This is a genomic window from Okeania sp. SIO3I5 (genome assembly GCF_010672085.1).
Lineage (GTDB): Bacteria > Cyanobacteriota > Cyanobacteriia > Cyanobacteriales > Microcoleaceae > Trichodesmium.
On sequence record NZ_JAAHHT010000017.1, the window covers coordinates 1 to 15,622 of the forward strand.

Below are 15,622 nucleotides of genomic sequence, written 5' to 3' on the forward strand. Positions count from 1 at the left end.
TGCTACACCATTGACCGACTCCTCATGGCCTTTGAGAGTCTGCAACTCCTTCCCCTGTTGGTTCCACAACTTGACTGTATTGTCGCCACTGGCAGTTGCAATCATCTGACCATCAGGACTAAGTGCTACACCATTGACCGACTCCTCATGGCCTTTGAGAGTCTGCAACTCCTTCCCCTGTTGGTTCCACAACTTGACTGTATTGTCGCCACTGGCAGTTGCAATCATCTGACCATCAGGACTAAATGCTACACCATTGACCGACTTCTCATGGCCTTTGAGAGTCTGCAACTCCTTCCCCTGTTGGTTCCACAACTTGACTGTATTGTCGCCACTGGCAGTTGCAATCATCTGACCATCAGGACTAAATGCTACACCATTGACCGACTCCTCATGGCCTTTGAGAGTCTGCAACTCCTTCCCCTGTTGGTTCCACAACTTGACTGTATTGTCGCCACTGGCAGTTGCAATCATCTGACTATCAGGACTAAATGCTACACCATTGACCCAACTCTTATGGCCGGTGAGAGTCTGCAATAATTGACCCTGACGGTTCCACAACTTGACTGTATTGTCACCACTGGCAGTTGCAATCATCTGACTATCAGGACTAAATGCTACACCATTGACCCAACTCTTATGGCCGGTGAGAGTCTGCAATAATTGACCCTGACGGTTCCACAACTTGACTGTATTGTCACCACTGGCAGTTGCAATCATCTGACTATCAGGACTAAATACTACACTATAGACTGAACTCTCATGTGCCTCAAGAGGTTTAAGTTGTCGGTATAATTTTTCACTTATTACATCTACAACTTGCCAGAGAAGATTTGTTATTTTGATTTTGCTTTCAGCTTTAGGCCGAAAGATCGCGTTAGGGTGTGGCAGTTGTTTTACTGCTCTTAAAGCTTGTCGCAACGCCTCAAAATCATTACCAGAGTCAGACAATAATTTAGCAGTAATACTTTTACCGACTGCTTCTGTTTCCGCCTCCTTAAGATTTACTTGCCAAAACCTCACTCCAGTAATAGCAGCTATCATCAAGGATAGCGCCAATACTCCAAAACTTATCTGTAGTTGCTTTTCTGCTTTCCGCTTTGCCCGATCTAATATTTGATTTACCTTTGACTCAGCATCCAATTTTATCTGCATTTCCAACTTTTCTTGTTCTATCTCCTGTTTCTCCAACTCCTGAGAAGCAGTCAAGAAGCGATAGTCGAGAACACTCAAACTTTTATCCTTTGCCCATACTAAAGCATCCGTCAATGCTTCACCCCGCAATAGTCGCGACTGATCTTGATACCCCGACTTTTGCCAAGCAGCAAACGCCTCAGAGTAGGGGCGTAACTTGGCTAACTCCTGTTCTACCCACTGGAGATTAAACACTTCTCGATAGATATAATTCATAACCTGCAACTGACCTTGATGTTTGACAACCAAACCTGTGAGGCGGAGTTCCATTTGTTCGGGAGTGTCGTTGGCTTTTATCCCCCCCAACCCCCCCTTTGAAAGGGGGGGCTTTTTTTCTTCTAATTTCCCACTTTCCAAGGAGGAAGGAAGGGGAATTTCTTCCTCTAGTCTCCCCCTTTCCAAGGGGGACGGAAGGGGGATTTCTTCTAGTCTCCCCCTTTCCAAGGGGGACGGAAGGGGGATTAAAACCTGCTGATACAATCCCAACAACCGACTCGATCGTTTTTCATTTACCAAGAGGCGATCGCGAATTGTCCGTAAATGTTCTGGGTTATCGTGAGATTCCCAATTATTAATAATATAAGTCCGAACCAACTCTGCTACATCGGGACTACAACCATCATTATTTTGAACAATTATTTGACACAACTTTTGAGTTAAAAAAGGTTGCCCACCAGTCCATTTTAAAACTTCAGCTAATACTTTTTCTGGATTTTCTACCCTATTTTTTAAGCCAGGAATTAAAACATCTTTCGCTTCATCGAAACTAAAACCCGTTAATTCAATAGATTTACCAATATTAAAAGGAGTACGTTCTCTATCTTGAATTAAATCCGATACTGTAGCTACTCCCAACAGACAAAATGTCAGACGTTCGTAATCTTGATTATCAACACGCTGATTATAACAAGCACGGATAAAAGCAAAAAAATCATCCTTAAATTCTAGCTTAATCATACTGTCAATTTCATCAACAAAAATTACTAGAGTTTGGGAGAATTCTACCAGCAATACATCCTCAATTAATTCTCCCAAACGTTGTACCGGATTCGCAGCACTATGTTCCTGCCACCAATCATTTAATTTGACCTTTTCTCTCAAACGAAATCCTCGTAATAACTCAGAAGCAAATCCTTCATACCAAGCATCTTGAGTGACATAACTGCCAATTTTTGTAACATCTATAGACGCACATTTTAGCCCTTCTTTTTCAAGCTGTTTCATTGCCCGAACCCGTAAACTAGACTTACCCATTTGTCGTGAGTTCAGCACATAACAAAAATCCCTATTTCTTAAAGCATCAATTAGCAAGCGATCGCCTTCTCGTTTGACATAGGTGGGGTGTGTATATTTTAAACTTCCACCGACTTTATAATAGTTAGTAGGTGACAACATATCAAGAATTTAGAATTTAGAATTTAGAATTACTTCTTCTTATTTTTCCCCTTAAAATGGGAGGCTTTCAACCTGAATTATTTAATTATCAGGACTTACGCAAATTCTTAGACAATACGCTATCCATAGAGGGCGAATGCCATTCGCCCCTACAAGATATGGCGGTTCGGCGTAAGTCCTGTATTTAATTATTAATTATTCGGTAATTTTAAAGTGATTAAAAACTAATTAATAAGTCAATTTTATCAAAATATTTGAGTCTAAAACCCCGCCTTTTAAGGCGAATTCTGACTTCTGACTTCTGACTTCTACAGGACTTGCGCAGAACCACTATATATAGTAAGGGCGAATGCCATTCGCCCCTACAGGTGGTGTATAATTTCGTATTTTGCGTAAGTCCTGTTCTAACTTCATTAAAGATGTTCCTGGAAATATATACGATACAAAAGATACCGAGGCATTACTTTGTTTCCTTCTCTAGTAATTAATCCCATACTATATAATTTATGGGATTGAATAGAATCAATTTGCACTGATTCTTTAGCATTAACTACTTCTTTAAAAGCAGCTTTTAGCTCTGAATTTCCATTTAGTATATTCAAATGTCGGCGCAAATGTCTTTCATAAATTCCAGCATCAGTAGCAGCATCCTCTAACAATTTTGTTAAGGTAACTTCTTGACGTACCAACTTATCAAATGCCAATTTAATTAAATCAGGATGACCCCCTACTTTTTCCATTAAAGAGTTAATTTCATCGTTAGTTAAATTAAGTCTAACTTGTTGTGCCCAATTTTTAATTTCCTCTTGATTAAAATCTCTTAATTCTATCAAAGCCTCAACATTAAACGGAGATTTATTCAAATCTAAACGTCCATAATCTTCCGTGGAATGAACTACAATTAAACGTAGTTTTTCCCAAACATAAATAGTATTTGCCTCTTCATGCCAACTCCGTAATAGAGGTAAAAAATCTTGATAAATATCTGGGTAATCAAACAATTTATCAACATTATCTAGTGCTAAAAGTAGAGGATTTTCCAAATTTTCCATAACTGCTTCTAAATAATTTGTAGCGCTGATAGTGTTACCTGTTACATCGTTCCAATTTTCAGTTATTCTCGGTAAATTATCTGGCAAGTCCTTTTGGATATAAGCACAGAAACACTGCATAAATATATCCAGGTCTTTAAACTTTTCTTTTGGCAATTTTAGGAAATCTAATTTAACAGTGTAATATTTTTTTTGCCTAGTATAGTTAACAATTTTGTTTAAAAGCAAAGTTTTTCCCATTTTGGAAGGAGCTTTAATTGGTATTAGAGCACCTGGTTGTAAGATTGTTTCATAGCAAATATATTCAATGGGTTGTCGCTCAATATAAATTTCTTTTTTTCCTTCAGAATAACTACTGATTTCTGATAATTCTTGTTCCTCCCATTTCCGCTTCAACGCCTCTCTAAAATTTGTCTTAGATACCCTTTCCCCTAATGCTTCTGAAAGTTTATCCCATAATTTTTTGCCATAATCTCTATTTAAAGTATTTGTGGCATAACCACATTCTTGTGCTATTTTTTCGTAAGTCTTACCCTCCAAAGCACCTTGAAGAACTTTTTTTTCAACATCACTAAGGTATTTTCCTGTCTTTTCAAAGACATACTTATCTGCAAGTTTTTCTGCTATATCAGTAAATTCAACTTCTGAGTTCATGGATAGTTTAGAAATCTAGACTTATTACCGATTTTATCATATAAATTTATTTACCATCCAAAAAAGATAAATCCATACTTTTCCATACTTTCCCATACATTTTTGTGAAACTGCTTCAGTTTTCCGAATTTTATATGTCAATTATTTCCTGACATTTTCCCATTGTTAGTCTAATTATCAAATGTCAATATAGGAGACAACAAAGTAATAAAGGATTTTCAACTATGACTATATTTAATAATAATCAAAATTCTGCCCCTAAAACAATGGAACAACTTGTCATTAAAGAACGCCTCCGTCAAGCAAAATTAAGCTTTAATATTGCTCTAAGCTTAACTATAATTAGTGCAATTATTAGTGTAACAGGTGTAGGACTTTTACTATCAGGAAAAACTTCTTCAGGAAAATCTATAACCACAGGTGGACTTGCTGGAAAAATCGTTAGTGTTGGATTACTAAAAATGACTAAAGATACTAATGAAAGACTCGATAAAATAGCCACCGAATTCCAAGATGAAGATTAAAATCAACAAAATAAAAAAGCAGAGAAACCGGGTTTGTCTCAGAATAATATCAACAGGACTTACGCAGAACCCCCATATCTAGTAGGGGCGAATGGCATTCGCCCTCTACGGATAGTGTATTGTCTAAGAATTTGCGTAAATCCTGATCAAATCTAGTAGTATCGGTACAATTCAATATCGTAGGGGTTTGGTCTCCAAACCCTTACCAAACTTGGAATTTTTGCCAATAAAGTTATTTTTAGATTCACTATTCAGGGATACCGTTTCTCAAGTTATTGAGGTACAGTTTTTTTTATTCCTTTCTACTCCCTATTCCCTTAATTTAAATGACATATTTACGTCTACAAAACATCAAAAAAAGCTTCGGAAACTTTCTCACCAACGATAATATTAATATTTCGATTGCTGCTGGTTCTATCCATGCAATTCTTGGAGAAAATGGCGCGGGAAAAACTACCTTAAAAAAGGTCTAATCGCGGGCAAGATGCCCGCACTATAAAATTTTCACCATTTACCCTGTAAATTATTTGCCCAAAATATGTTGTAACTAATAACTGATAACTGAAATGCCATATTTACGTCTAGAAAATATCACAAAAAGCTTCGGAAACTTTCTCGCCAACGATAATATTAATATCTCCATTTCAGCAGGTTCTCTTCATGCAATTCTTGGAGAAAATGGCGCGGGAAAAACCACCTTAATGAATATATTATCAGGACTTTATCAACCAGATTCCGGTCAAATTTACCTAGAAGATAAACCGATAAAAATTTCCTCTCCCAGTAGAGCAATTAATTATGGTATTGGCATGATTCATCAACACTTTATGTTAGTACCACAATTAACAGCAACAGAAAATATTATTTTGGGAACTGGTGGAAATTTTCATCTAAACTTATCGGCAAAATCTAGAGAAATTAACGCTATGGCAAAATCCTATAATTTAGAAATTCCAGCTAATACCAAAATTGCAGATTTACCAATAGGTATTCAGCAACGAGTAGAAATTCTCAAAGTAATTTATCGCCAAGCTAAAATTTTAATTTTAGATGAACCAACAGCAGTTTTAACTCCAGTAGAAGTCAATTCTTTGCTCAATATTTTGCGACAATTAGCAGCAAATAATCATACAATTATTTTTATTAGTCATAAACTAGAAGAAGTAATTAATGTCTGTGATACTGTCACAGTTTTGCGTCGGGGAAAAGTTGTAGATACTATCGCAACAGCAGCAACTAATACTCAAAAATTAGCCGAAATGATGGTAGGGCGAGAAGTAAATTTAATTCCCAAAAAAATCCCTGCTGAAAAAGGTAATATTGTTCTGGAAGTCAAAAATATAGAAGTCAAAAATGACCGAGGTTTATCTGCCGTGCGCGGTCTATCTTTTCAACTTCATAGTGGGGAAATTTTGGGAGTTGCAGGAGTAGATGGCAACGGTCAAAAAGAATTAGCTGATGCAATTAATGGTTTGCGTTCTCTTGAAAAAGGAGAGATAAATTTTGCCCATAATTTAACAGATAAATTCAAAGTAGGATATATTCCCGAAGACCGCCAAAAAATGGGGTTAATTCTTAATTTTAGTATTGCTCGGAATTTGATTTTGAAATTGTTTAAGTTTTTGCCTTTTTGCCGTTATGGTTTTTTACAGTCTAGAGCAATAAATAATCAAGGAAAAAACGCCATAGAAAAATTTGATATTCGTGCCAGTAATCCACAGTTAAAAGCAAGTCAACTTTCTGGTGGAAACCAACAAAAAATTATTCTGGCGCGAGAACTTTCTGGGGAACCAAAATTAATTGTCGCCATGCAACCTACCCGTGGTTTAGATATCGGTGCCACCGAATATGTACAACAAACTTTACTTGCTCAAAAACAACAGGGGGCAGCTATTTTGTATATTTCCACAGAATTAGAAGAAATAATGGCAATGAGCGATCGCATTGCCATAATATATGAAGGTCAGTTTGTGGATATTCTGGATGCGGGAACTGCTACAGTCGAGCAGGTAGGATTATTAATGACATCCGGCGCAAAATCATTAGACTTCTTGCAGAAGTCAGGGAATAGGGAATAGGGAATAGGGAATAGGGAATAGGGAATGAAATTGTTGATTCTTGAATTGATTTCATTTTTTATTTTTGGAGATGTCTATTGTATTAGAGCATTTAGACTAAAATTGTTTGTAAAAAACCTAACCCCCCAACCCCCTTCCCTGGTAGGGTAGGGGGAGAGGTCTTAGGAGATTCCTTTTTTCCCTGATTTAATTGATTGTCCTCAGCAAAAAATGTACTGCTATATCTGTTGGGTTTCGTTCCTCAACCCAACCTACTTTTGACTTTTGAATTCCATGAAACGGTATTAGTCTTTATGGAAAACTACAGACAAATTATTTGCTGGCATTTCCACTTTCTCCACAAACGTTAACCCCTCATTCTCTGCTGCCGCTACCACATCTTCTAGGTTTCTCACCCCCCACTCAGGATTTTGAAATCGCAAAGACTGATCAAATGCAATATTACTCGGTGCTGTATGTTCTTCTCCTAATTTGTAGGGACCATACAAATATAGCACGCCATTCTGCGGCAGCAAACGTCCCGCACCTGCCATTAATCCCAGACAAGTAGACCACGGAGAGATATGAATCATATTAATATTGACAATAGCTGCAATCTCAATACTTTCTTTCTCCACTGCCCAAACTGACTCCCGCACATCAATATTAAGGGGTGGATGCAGGTTATTTGACGGACTATGTTTTTGCCATGCTGCTATACTCTCCCGCAAGATGGGGTTACGCTCAGAAGGAAACCACTGGCGCGGTTGCAAATGGGGAGAAAAGAAAATAGCGTGTTCTCCCGTACCACTGGCAATTTCTAAAATATTGCCCGTTGTTGGCAAAACTCGCTCCAGGACTTCCAAAATAAATTCCCGGTTGCGTTCGGTTGCCGGAGCATATTGTCGAGCATCATTAAAAGAGGTCATTTCAGTTATCAGTTATTAGTCAGGACTTACGCAGAACCCCCATATCTAGCGAATGGCATTCGCCCTCTACGGATAGCGTATTGTCTAAGAATTTGCGTAAGTCCTGATTAGTTATCAGTTATCAGTTTACCTCAAAATATCTTCTCTTTTTTAGGATAATTACTGATGATAAATTTCAGACTAGGAAATATTTTTCTAACTGCTCCCAGTTAAGTTTTCCCTATTCCCTGCTATAGATAAATTATCCCACTCAAACAATGAAAAAACTCCAGTATAACTTTTCCAAAATTCTCCCTTTTCTAAATAATTTAACAGCAACTCACAAGTAGGAAAAAAACCACCAATACTTGAATATTTTTTCTGAAAAGCTAAATGACGTAACTCTAAAAGTAAAATTGGTAAACTTTCCTTAGTACCCCTGATATAACCTAGCCAAAAAACTTCTTTATCTCTATCCAATGCACTTTGTATTGCCAAACTAACTAAGCGATCGCTCTGTTTAATTCCCCACACCAAACCTCGCTCAATCAGATTTTTAAATAGTTCTATTTTCAGCTTTTGCCATTTAACTTCCCGACCTATATAAAAACAATTATTCTCACCATAAAATTCAGAGCTATTTACTAACTCCCAAGCCGAATTAAAATCCGAATTATTAAGTTGAGTAAATATCAAACCTGATAGAGATTCTACTGTAGAAATAGGTGTATTTCTGTGAGGAATATAATAACTGATAATCTTCCGATTTCTTCTAGCCATCATTCCTAACATAACTTGATCTTCAGACCGAACAATACAACGGGAAGTTTTGATATTATTTTCCCGTAAAAACTCTTCTATTTGTGAATTTAAAATTCTGGCTATACCCTGACCTCGGTAAGCGCGATCGACACGCAACCCTTCCCACCAAGCTTCCGAGTCTGACACCATAAATACTCGTCCTATCCCCACCGGTACTTCATTAACTACAGCGACAAAAATTCGACCCTTGGGTTCAGAAAACCATTGATCCCAAACTAGATGAATATAGTCTGATTTATTTTCCCATGTATTTTGACAAAAAGCTAAAACTGCTTCTCTATCCTCAGTGCGTGCTAATCTAACTTGTACTTCTACCATTTGAGTTATTTTTTTCTTGCTAATTATCTAGTTTAATTTACATAATAAGTTTTGTCGAGTCTAATATTTTAATCTCAATGTATATTGTACAATATTTTTAGTACGCAAAGAAACCAGTTTTTTGAGGAGAAATCATAGATTATGAAAGTTTGTTTTCTTGCTAATACTGGGGAACTTCTACCTGAAAATTATCTTGATTCGTCTCTATATTGTACTTTGGTTTTCTATCCCTAATTATTATGAAAAATTGGTAGACTAAGATGAACAAGCAGTGTTAATTTTTGAGAAATATAAAGAGTTAATGGATGCTGAAGTTTCTGAACCTTTGAGTGTGAAAAAATAGAAACCGGGTTTGTGTTAGATGTCTCGCTATACTGATATCTGTTTCCCAAAAACCCGGTTTCTTAATAATGCTCTAAAACAATTTGATTACTTACGCTTTAGTCGGGAACCTACGAATAATGCGCCTACGGATAACAATCCTACAACCATTCCTGGTTCTGGAACCGTTTCAGTTGCATCTGGTTCAGAGGCAGCTCCCCAGATACTAGCATTCAAACCGGAAATGTTCCTGACGAAAGTTCCAGCACCCGTTTCTAGATTGAGTGCAAGTTGCTTTCTATTTGCAGTATAGCCAAATAACGTTCCATCATCACCAAAAGCAAGACCAAAAACTCCGCGATAACCAATATTACCAACTTTTGTAGCGGCACCATCTTGTGTAATAGTCCAGAGGGAATCACCACTAGAGGTTGCCCAAAACAGATTGCGAGCTGCATCAAATACAATATCACCACTACTTATGAAACCTGAGATAGAAGATATCAGCGATGCTGCTCCAGAGTTGGTGTCAATAGAGTAGAAACGAGAACCGCCTGCTCCGTACAGGACTCCATCATCCGTAAAACCTAGGGCATTAAGACTTGCTCCTAAATTACCAATATAGTTATGTGTTCCCGCCGCTAAATTTACCGAATATAGTTGGCTGAATGTAATACCCCAGAGTTCGTCCATAGGATCGAGAGCAATATCAGTGAAAGTTGGAGTTGATGCAAGCTGAGTGTAAAACCCAGTTGAGTCATCGATGGCGCCAACTTTACCATTGTTCGTTGACACATAGAAAGTTCCAGCTTGAGCAGAGGTTGTCAGTGCAGATGTAGCTGCGACACTTAACAGTAGGGAGGATAGTAGTTTTTTCATAGATTTACGGATTTGTTAATACTTCAAGATTCGAGCAATTGCTCTATCAAAGACCTATAGATAAGTCCAACTTCAAAACTAGAGTTCCTAAATTGGGCTTGTTGGGTTCCGCTTTAGACTTCTTCAAGAATAGCGATTTGGAAATTGCAGCATAAGGGTTTGAGAATATTTTGTTATGTCTTTTAGACTCGCTGAATCTAGAGGAGTTAGCGTTTTCCACTTTGGGAATTCAACTCTACTTGTTTGCCAAGGAAGCGCCCTCCGTTCTTAGACGAAATCTCAAATATCTTTTGCAAAATTTACACATCCCCTTGAGAAGGCCAATAGTATTTAGGACCTCTGCTGTTAAGTGTTACCTATGAGAACTATTGTAGCAGATTAACCGACAACTAACCAGAAATTTTCGGAGTTAAACCCGCAACTCACCAAAAATTAAGCAGCTCAACCTCAGTAAAATTATCTATTAATAATATTGGGAACTGCCTATATCGGAAATTTGGCCACCAGTATTTGAGGGGGAAGAATCAACGGAAATTAACACTCAAGAGTAACAATTCTAAGGGAAGTCAAAAGTTAAAAGCCAAAATTTACAGCATATTCCAAGTGTATAAAGTACAGAGATTAGCAATTAAATGAATGCAAGTGCGAGCATCTTGCTCGCGACGGGTGTACCTCACCAAAGTAGAATCTGCTATCAGAGATTAACAATTAAATGAATGCAAGTGCGAGCATCTTGAGCGCGACGGGTGTACCTCACCAAAGTAGAATCTGCTATCAAAGTTCGAGATTTTTCAAACAAGCGATCGCTCGTTCTATTTGCCAGAAAATAGGAGCGATAGAACGACCTGACGCCGCGCGCTCGCCTACTTTACTTTTAAGCTCCTATCGAACGAATGCGAACTGTTGTTGGCGTAATAACCGTGAAAGCACCAGGCAAGTCATCGGAATGTCTGGCGATCGCCTCAGAAATAATAGTTGCTTTACTAGAATTAGGTAATCCAGCAAATCTCACCAAAATTACACCAGATGCAACGCGACCCAAACGAAACACTAACTCTCCAAAATCCTTATCTGCTGTTAACAACAACGCGCTTTCCTTGTTAGCTAAATCTAGAACTACATCATCAGAAACTCCTGGTTCCATTTCTACAATGTACCAAATCACATGACCATCTAGTCGCAAGCGATCTACTATTGCCTGCTTAATATTTTCGTCTGCCAATAAATTTACGAAACATTCTCCACAATAGGATAAATGACATCAGCTTTTAATGCTTCAGCAGCAAACGCTAAAGCTGCTTGAATGTCCTCCCGCTTCAGTCGGGGATGCTCATCCAACAGTTCTTCAGGAGTCTCTCCTGCTGCCATACTTTCCAGAATAAATTCCACCGTAATGCGAGTTCCCGCTATCGTTGGTTTGCCCATCATTATTTTAGGGTCTGAAACTATACGTTGTCGATATTTCTCCATCATTTTTCCCGACAGAAAGTTGTATTCAATTATTGTAGCATAAGCAAGGATCGATCTATAAAATTACTAGAAAAGGTGACGTTTTATCTATGTTGCCAGAAAACAAGACCGATAGAACTCTGTTCCTCAATATGTTAAAATCAAATCGAAACCTCAATTACCAGGAGAAAAACAATGGTAGCAATTCCCAAACCAGTTCCAATGACTCCCCAAGAATACCTTGACTGGGAGGAAAAACAACCGATTAAATATGAATATATGAACGGTCAAGTTTTTGCCATGACTGGGGGAACTATTCCTCATAATGACATTAGTGTTAATTTGACGGCGGCCTTAAAACCTCATCTGCGGGGTAAAGGGTTTCAACAATGAATAATGAATAATGAATAATGAATAATTACCTCTCCTTGAAAACGGATAGGATTGACTCGAAGGAAAATTTTTATTTCTTATCCCCTATCCAAGGGGAAGCTTTAAACCAAAATTTTTCGGTAAAGTATTAATGGTAGATGTCAAACTGGGAGTATCCGAAAACGGACCTTTTTATTATCCTGATGTCATGGTAACTTGCGATGAAAGAGACCGACGTGCTATTAAAATTATGGTGGTGGTGCTGAGGAATGGTAGAGAGAGTGTGGGAGGTGTGGGGAGTGTGGGAGGTGTGGGAGGTGTGGGAGGTGTGGGAGGTGTGGGAGGTGTGGTCAGAAATTACAAAATATATATTCGCCATTACTATGCAGGACTACCAAAATTATTTATTATCCTTGTTTAGTCGTGGAGGTTTTGTCTCCAGGAACCGAAGCTTTTAACAGGGGCAAAAAGTTTAAAAATTATCGCGACATTTCTACTTTAAAAGAATACGTTTTCATTGATGCGCGAGAGATGATAGTGGAGTGTTTTCGCCCTAACGACAATGGTGTTTGGGAAATTTATAATTATGGGGAAGGTGATGAAGTAACTTTAACTTCCGTAGATTTGAGCTTTCCCATTGAGATGCTTTATGAGGACGTAGTTTTGGAGGCAGTAGAGGAAGAATAGAGAGCTATATCGCTTTTCAAAACCCCATTGAAGTAATAGAGAAAGAAATTGGCATTGCTGAACTAACGGATGAATCTTTCACTCCCCACACTGATTCATCCCACAAATATCCAACACCTAAAATTTCAATAGGTAAAATTTTGCCTCAATAGAGTGTAAACTAAAATAGGACTTACGCAAAGAAACCCGGTTTCTAGGATAAATCATTGTTTTTGACAATAAATATCTAGGAGAAACCGGGTTTCTGGGTTGACCTGCGTAAGTTCTGTAAAATTAGAAAACCTAACATTATAATCGATCATGTCTGCAAAAAAACTCACAGGTAACGAAATTCGCCAAAAGTTTCTCGACTTTTATGCACAACGGGAACACCCTATTTTGCCTAGTGCATCTTTAGTTCCCGAAGACCCGACGGTATTACTGACTATTGCGGGAATGTTACCTTTTAAACCGATATTTCTCGGACAAGAACCCCGGAAATATCCCCGCGCGACTACTTCCCAAAAATGTATCCGTACTAACGATATTGAAAATGTTGGTCGCACTGCCAGACATCACACTTTTTTTGAGATGTTGGGTAATTTCAGTTTTGGTGACTATTTTAAACCAGAAGCGATCGCTTTTGCTTGGGAAATTTCTACAAAAACATTCGGTTTACCACCGGAGCGTTTAGTTGTCAGCGTGTTCCGAGAAGATGATGAAGCGTTTGCAATTTGGCGCGACGAAATTGGTATTCCAGCACATCGCATTCAACGGATGGATGAGGAGGATAATTTTTGGGCATCAGGTCCGACTGGTCCGTGCGGTCCGTGTTCGGAAATTTATTATGATTTTCATCCAGAATTAGGGGATGATAACATTGACCTGGAAGACGACAGCAGGTTTATTGAATTTTATAACCTGGTGTTTATGCAATATAACCGCGATGCAGAGGGAAATTTGACTCCACTGCAAAACAGAAATATTGATACCGGAATGGGGTTGGAAAGGATGGCACAAATATTACAAAAAGTGCCGAATAATTATGAAACTGACCTAATTTTTCCCATCATTAAAACTGCTGCGGATATTGCTGGTATCGACTATGGAAAAGGTGACGACAAAACCAAGGTTTCTCTGAAAGTCATTGGCGATCATGTGCGAGCAGTCAGTCATTTAATTGCTGATGGTGTCACCGCATCCAATGTTGGCAGGGGTTATATTTTACGACGGTTAATTCGGCGAGTTGTGCGTCATGGTCGTTTAATTGGAATTTCTGGAGAATTCACCTCAAAAATTGCTGAGACAGCGATCGCTCTTTCTGAGGATGTTTATCCAAATCTTCGGGAACGGGAAACTGTTATTAAAGCTGAGTTGGAACGGGAGGAGTCACGCTTCCTGAAAACATTGGAGCGGGGTGAGAAATTGTTGGCAGAAGTTATGGCAAAACCGGAAACTCAGAAAAGTAAACAAATTTCTGGAGAAGATGCTTTTAAGTTGTATGACACTTATGGTTTTCCCCTAGAGTTGACTCAGGAAATAGCTGAGGAAAATGGTTTGACTGTCGATGTGAAAGGGTTTGAGTCAGAAATGGAACAGGCGAAAATTATCGCTCAGTTAGCACACGAAACTATTGACTTGACTGCCGAGGGTGGAGTCAAATTAGATGTTGACAAAACGGAATTTTTAGGATACACAGATTTGACTTCTCCTGCACAGGTGATGGCGTTGGTAGCAAATGGGGAACAGGTTGAGTATGGGGAAACGGGTACTCAAGTGCAAATTGTACTTGACAAAACGCCTTTTTATGCCGAGTCTGGAGGTCAAATCGGCGATCGCGGTTGTCTGACTGGAGATAACGTAGTAGTGCGGATAGAAGATGTGCAAAAGCAGAATAATATTTTTGTGCATTTCGGTTCCGTGGAAAAGGGAACGTTAGAGTTAGGAATGACTGTGAATGCTGAAATAGATGGTACTTGTCGCCGTCGAGCGCAGGCAAACCATACGGCAACTCATTTGTTACAAGCAGCGTTGCGTTCTCTGGTAGATTCGTCAATTTCTCAAGCGGGTTCCATGGTATCTTTTGACCGTTTGCGGTTTGATTTTAATTGTCCGCGAGGGTTGAAACCAGAGGAAGTTCAGCAAGTGGAAACACAGGTGAATAGTTGGATCGCTCAAGCACATCCAGCGACTATTGCAGAAATGCCATTGGAAGTCGCAAAGTCAAAAGGAGCAGTTGCTATGTTTGGGGAAAAATATGCTGACGTGGTGCGGGTAGTTGACTATCCCGGAGTGTCGATGGAATTATGTGGGGGAACTCATGTAACTAATACGGCAGAAATAGGAGCGTTTAAAATTATTTCCGAAGCTGGTATTTCCTCTGGGGTGCGCCGTATAGAAGCGGTGGCAGGTTTGGCAGTTTTAGATTATTTGAACGTCCGGGATACTGTGGTGAAAGAATTGAGCGATCGCTTCAAGGCAAAACCAGAGGAGTTATCGGAGCGGGTGAGTAACTTGCAGCAAGAGTTGAAGGAGTCGCAAAAACAGTTGGAAGCGTTGAAAGGCGAGTTAGCAGTAGCGAAGTCCGATCAGTTGTTGGGAAATGCTGAGACTGTGGGTGAGTTTCAGATATTGGTAGCGGAAATGCCTGGAGTTGATGCCGAGGCGTTGAAGACAGCAGCAGAGAGGTTGCAACAAAAGTTGGGCGAGAGTGCTGTGGTATTGGGTTCCGGAACTGAGGGGAAAGTCAGTTTAGTTGCTGCTTTTAGTAAATCTGTGAATGGTAAAGGTTTGCAAGCAGGGAAATTTATTGGAGGGATAGCAAAAATGTGTGGAGGAGGAGGCGGTGGACGCCCGAACTTGGCGCAAGCAGGGGGTCGCGATCCGAGTAAATTGAAAGAGGCGTTGGAGAGTGCGAAGGAGCTGTTAGTTGAAGGGTTGAAGTAGTCAAGTTTAGAAGGTGGGTAAAAAACCCGCCTTTTTTTTCCTAAAGTTTTGTAGTAATATGAATA

At 39.0% G+C, this 15,622-nt stretch carries 14 protein-coding genes; 7 read left to right on the forward strand and 7 right to left on the reverse strand.

The window, feature by feature from the left end; genetic code table 11:
* Positions 1–2,589 (reverse strand): AAA-like domain-containing protein (locus F6K40_RS05765; protein WP_293132644.1); only part of this gene is annotated, 2,589 nt, incomplete at its 3' end.
* A gap of 413 nt (positions 2,590–3,002) precedes the next feature.
* On the reverse strand, positions 3,003–4,295 hold the full coding sequence (locus F6K40_RS05770) for an AAA-like domain-containing protein (protein ID WP_293132647.1): 1,293 nt from the start codon (positions 4,293–4,295) through the stop codon (positions 3,003–3,005).
* Between the two features lie 224 nt (positions 4,296–4,519).
* Between F6K40_RS05770 and F6K40_RS05775 the strand changes: the two genes are divergently transcribed.
* The 3 genes from F6K40_RS05775 (at position 4,520) to F6K40_RS05785 (ending at position 6,897) form a co-directional block, all read left to right on the forward strand.
* On the forward strand, positions 4,520–4,819 hold the full coding sequence (locus tag F6K40_RS05775) for a TRADD-N-associated membrane domain-containing protein (protein WP_293132650.1): 300 nt from the start codon (positions 4,520–4,522) through the stop codon (positions 4,817–4,819).
* Between the two features lie 326 nt (positions 4,820–5,145).
* A complete protein-coding gene (locus F6K40_RS05780; protein WP_293132653.1) occupies positions 5,146–5,292 on the forward strand; it encodes an ATP-binding cassette domain-containing protein in 147 nt (48 codons plus the stop codon).
* A 93-nt stretch (positions 5,293–5,385) separates the two neighbouring features.
* Positions 5,386–6,897 carry an ABC transporter ATP-binding protein gene (locus F6K40_RS05785; RefSeq protein ID WP_293132656.1) on the forward strand — a complete coding sequence of 504 codons (1,512 nt, stop codon included), beginning with the start codon at positions 5,386–5,388 and terminating at the stop codon, positions 6,895–6,897.
* A gap of 284 nt (positions 6,898–7,181) precedes the next feature.
* Here the strand turns inward: F6K40_RS05785 and F6K40_RS05790 are convergent, their stop codons facing one another.
* From F6K40_RS05790 to F6K40_RS05810, 5 genes are all read right to left on the reverse strand, one after another.
* Complete coding sequence (locus F6K40_RS05790; RefSeq protein ID WP_293132659.1) at positions 7,182–7,805, reverse strand: DUF938 domain-containing protein; 624 nt, start codon at positions 7,803–7,805, stop codon at positions 7,182–7,184.
* A gap of 195 nt (positions 7,806–8,000) precedes the next feature.
* Positions 8,001–8,924: a GNAT family N-acetyltransferase gene (locus tag F6K40_RS05795; protein ID WP_293132662.1), complete on the reverse strand. Its 924-nt coding sequence runs from the start codon at positions 8,922–8,924 to the stop codon at positions 8,001–8,003.
* Positions 8,925–9,353: 429 nt separating this feature from the next.
* Entirely contained in the window at positions 9,354–10,124 is a 771-nt protein-coding gene (locus tag F6K40_RS05800; RefSeq protein ID WP_293132665.1) for a PEP-CTERM sorting domain-containing protein, read from the reverse strand.
* Positions 10,125–10,998: 874 nt separating this feature from the next.
* Positions 10,999–11,346 (reverse strand): DUF5615 family PIN-like protein, encoded by a 348-nt coding sequence (locus F6K40_RS05805; RefSeq protein ID WP_293132669.1) that lies wholly within the window; start codon positions 11,344–11,346, stop codon positions 10,999–11,001.
* 5 nt (positions 11,347–11,351) lie between these two features.
* Entirely contained in the window at positions 11,352–11,597 is a 246-nt protein-coding gene (locus F6K40_RS05810) for a DUF433 domain-containing protein (RefSeq protein WP_293132672.1), read from the reverse strand.
* Between the two features lie 171 nt (positions 11,598–11,768).
* Between F6K40_RS05810 and F6K40_RS05815 the strand changes: the two genes are divergently transcribed.
* From F6K40_RS05815 to alaS, 4 genes are all read left to right on the forward strand, one after another.
* On the forward strand, positions 11,769–11,966 hold the full coding sequence (locus F6K40_RS05815; protein WP_365670313.1) for a Uma2 family endonuclease: 198 nt from the start codon (positions 11,769–11,771) through the stop codon (positions 11,964–11,966).
* A 248-nt stretch (positions 11,967–12,214) separates the two neighbouring features.
* Positions 12,215–12,403: a hypothetical protein gene (locus F6K40_RS05825; RefSeq protein WP_293132674.1), complete on the forward strand. Its 189-nt coding sequence runs from the start codon at positions 12,215–12,217 to the stop codon at positions 12,401–12,403.
* Entirely contained in the window at positions 12,378–12,632 is a 255-nt protein-coding gene (locus F6K40_RS05830) for a Uma2 family endonuclease (RefSeq protein ID WP_293132677.1), read from the forward strand. The genes F6K40_RS05825 and F6K40_RS05830 overlap by 26 nt, the downstream gene beginning before the upstream one ends.
* A 300-nt stretch (positions 12,633–12,932) precedes the next feature.
* Positions 12,933–15,557 carry an alanine--tRNA ligase gene (gene alaS / locus F6K40_RS05835; RefSeq protein ID WP_293132680.1) on the forward strand — a complete coding sequence of 875 codons (2,625 nt, stop codon included), beginning with the start codon at positions 12,933–12,935 and terminating at the stop codon, positions 15,555–15,557.
* Positions 15,558–15,622 lie beyond the last annotated feature (65 nt).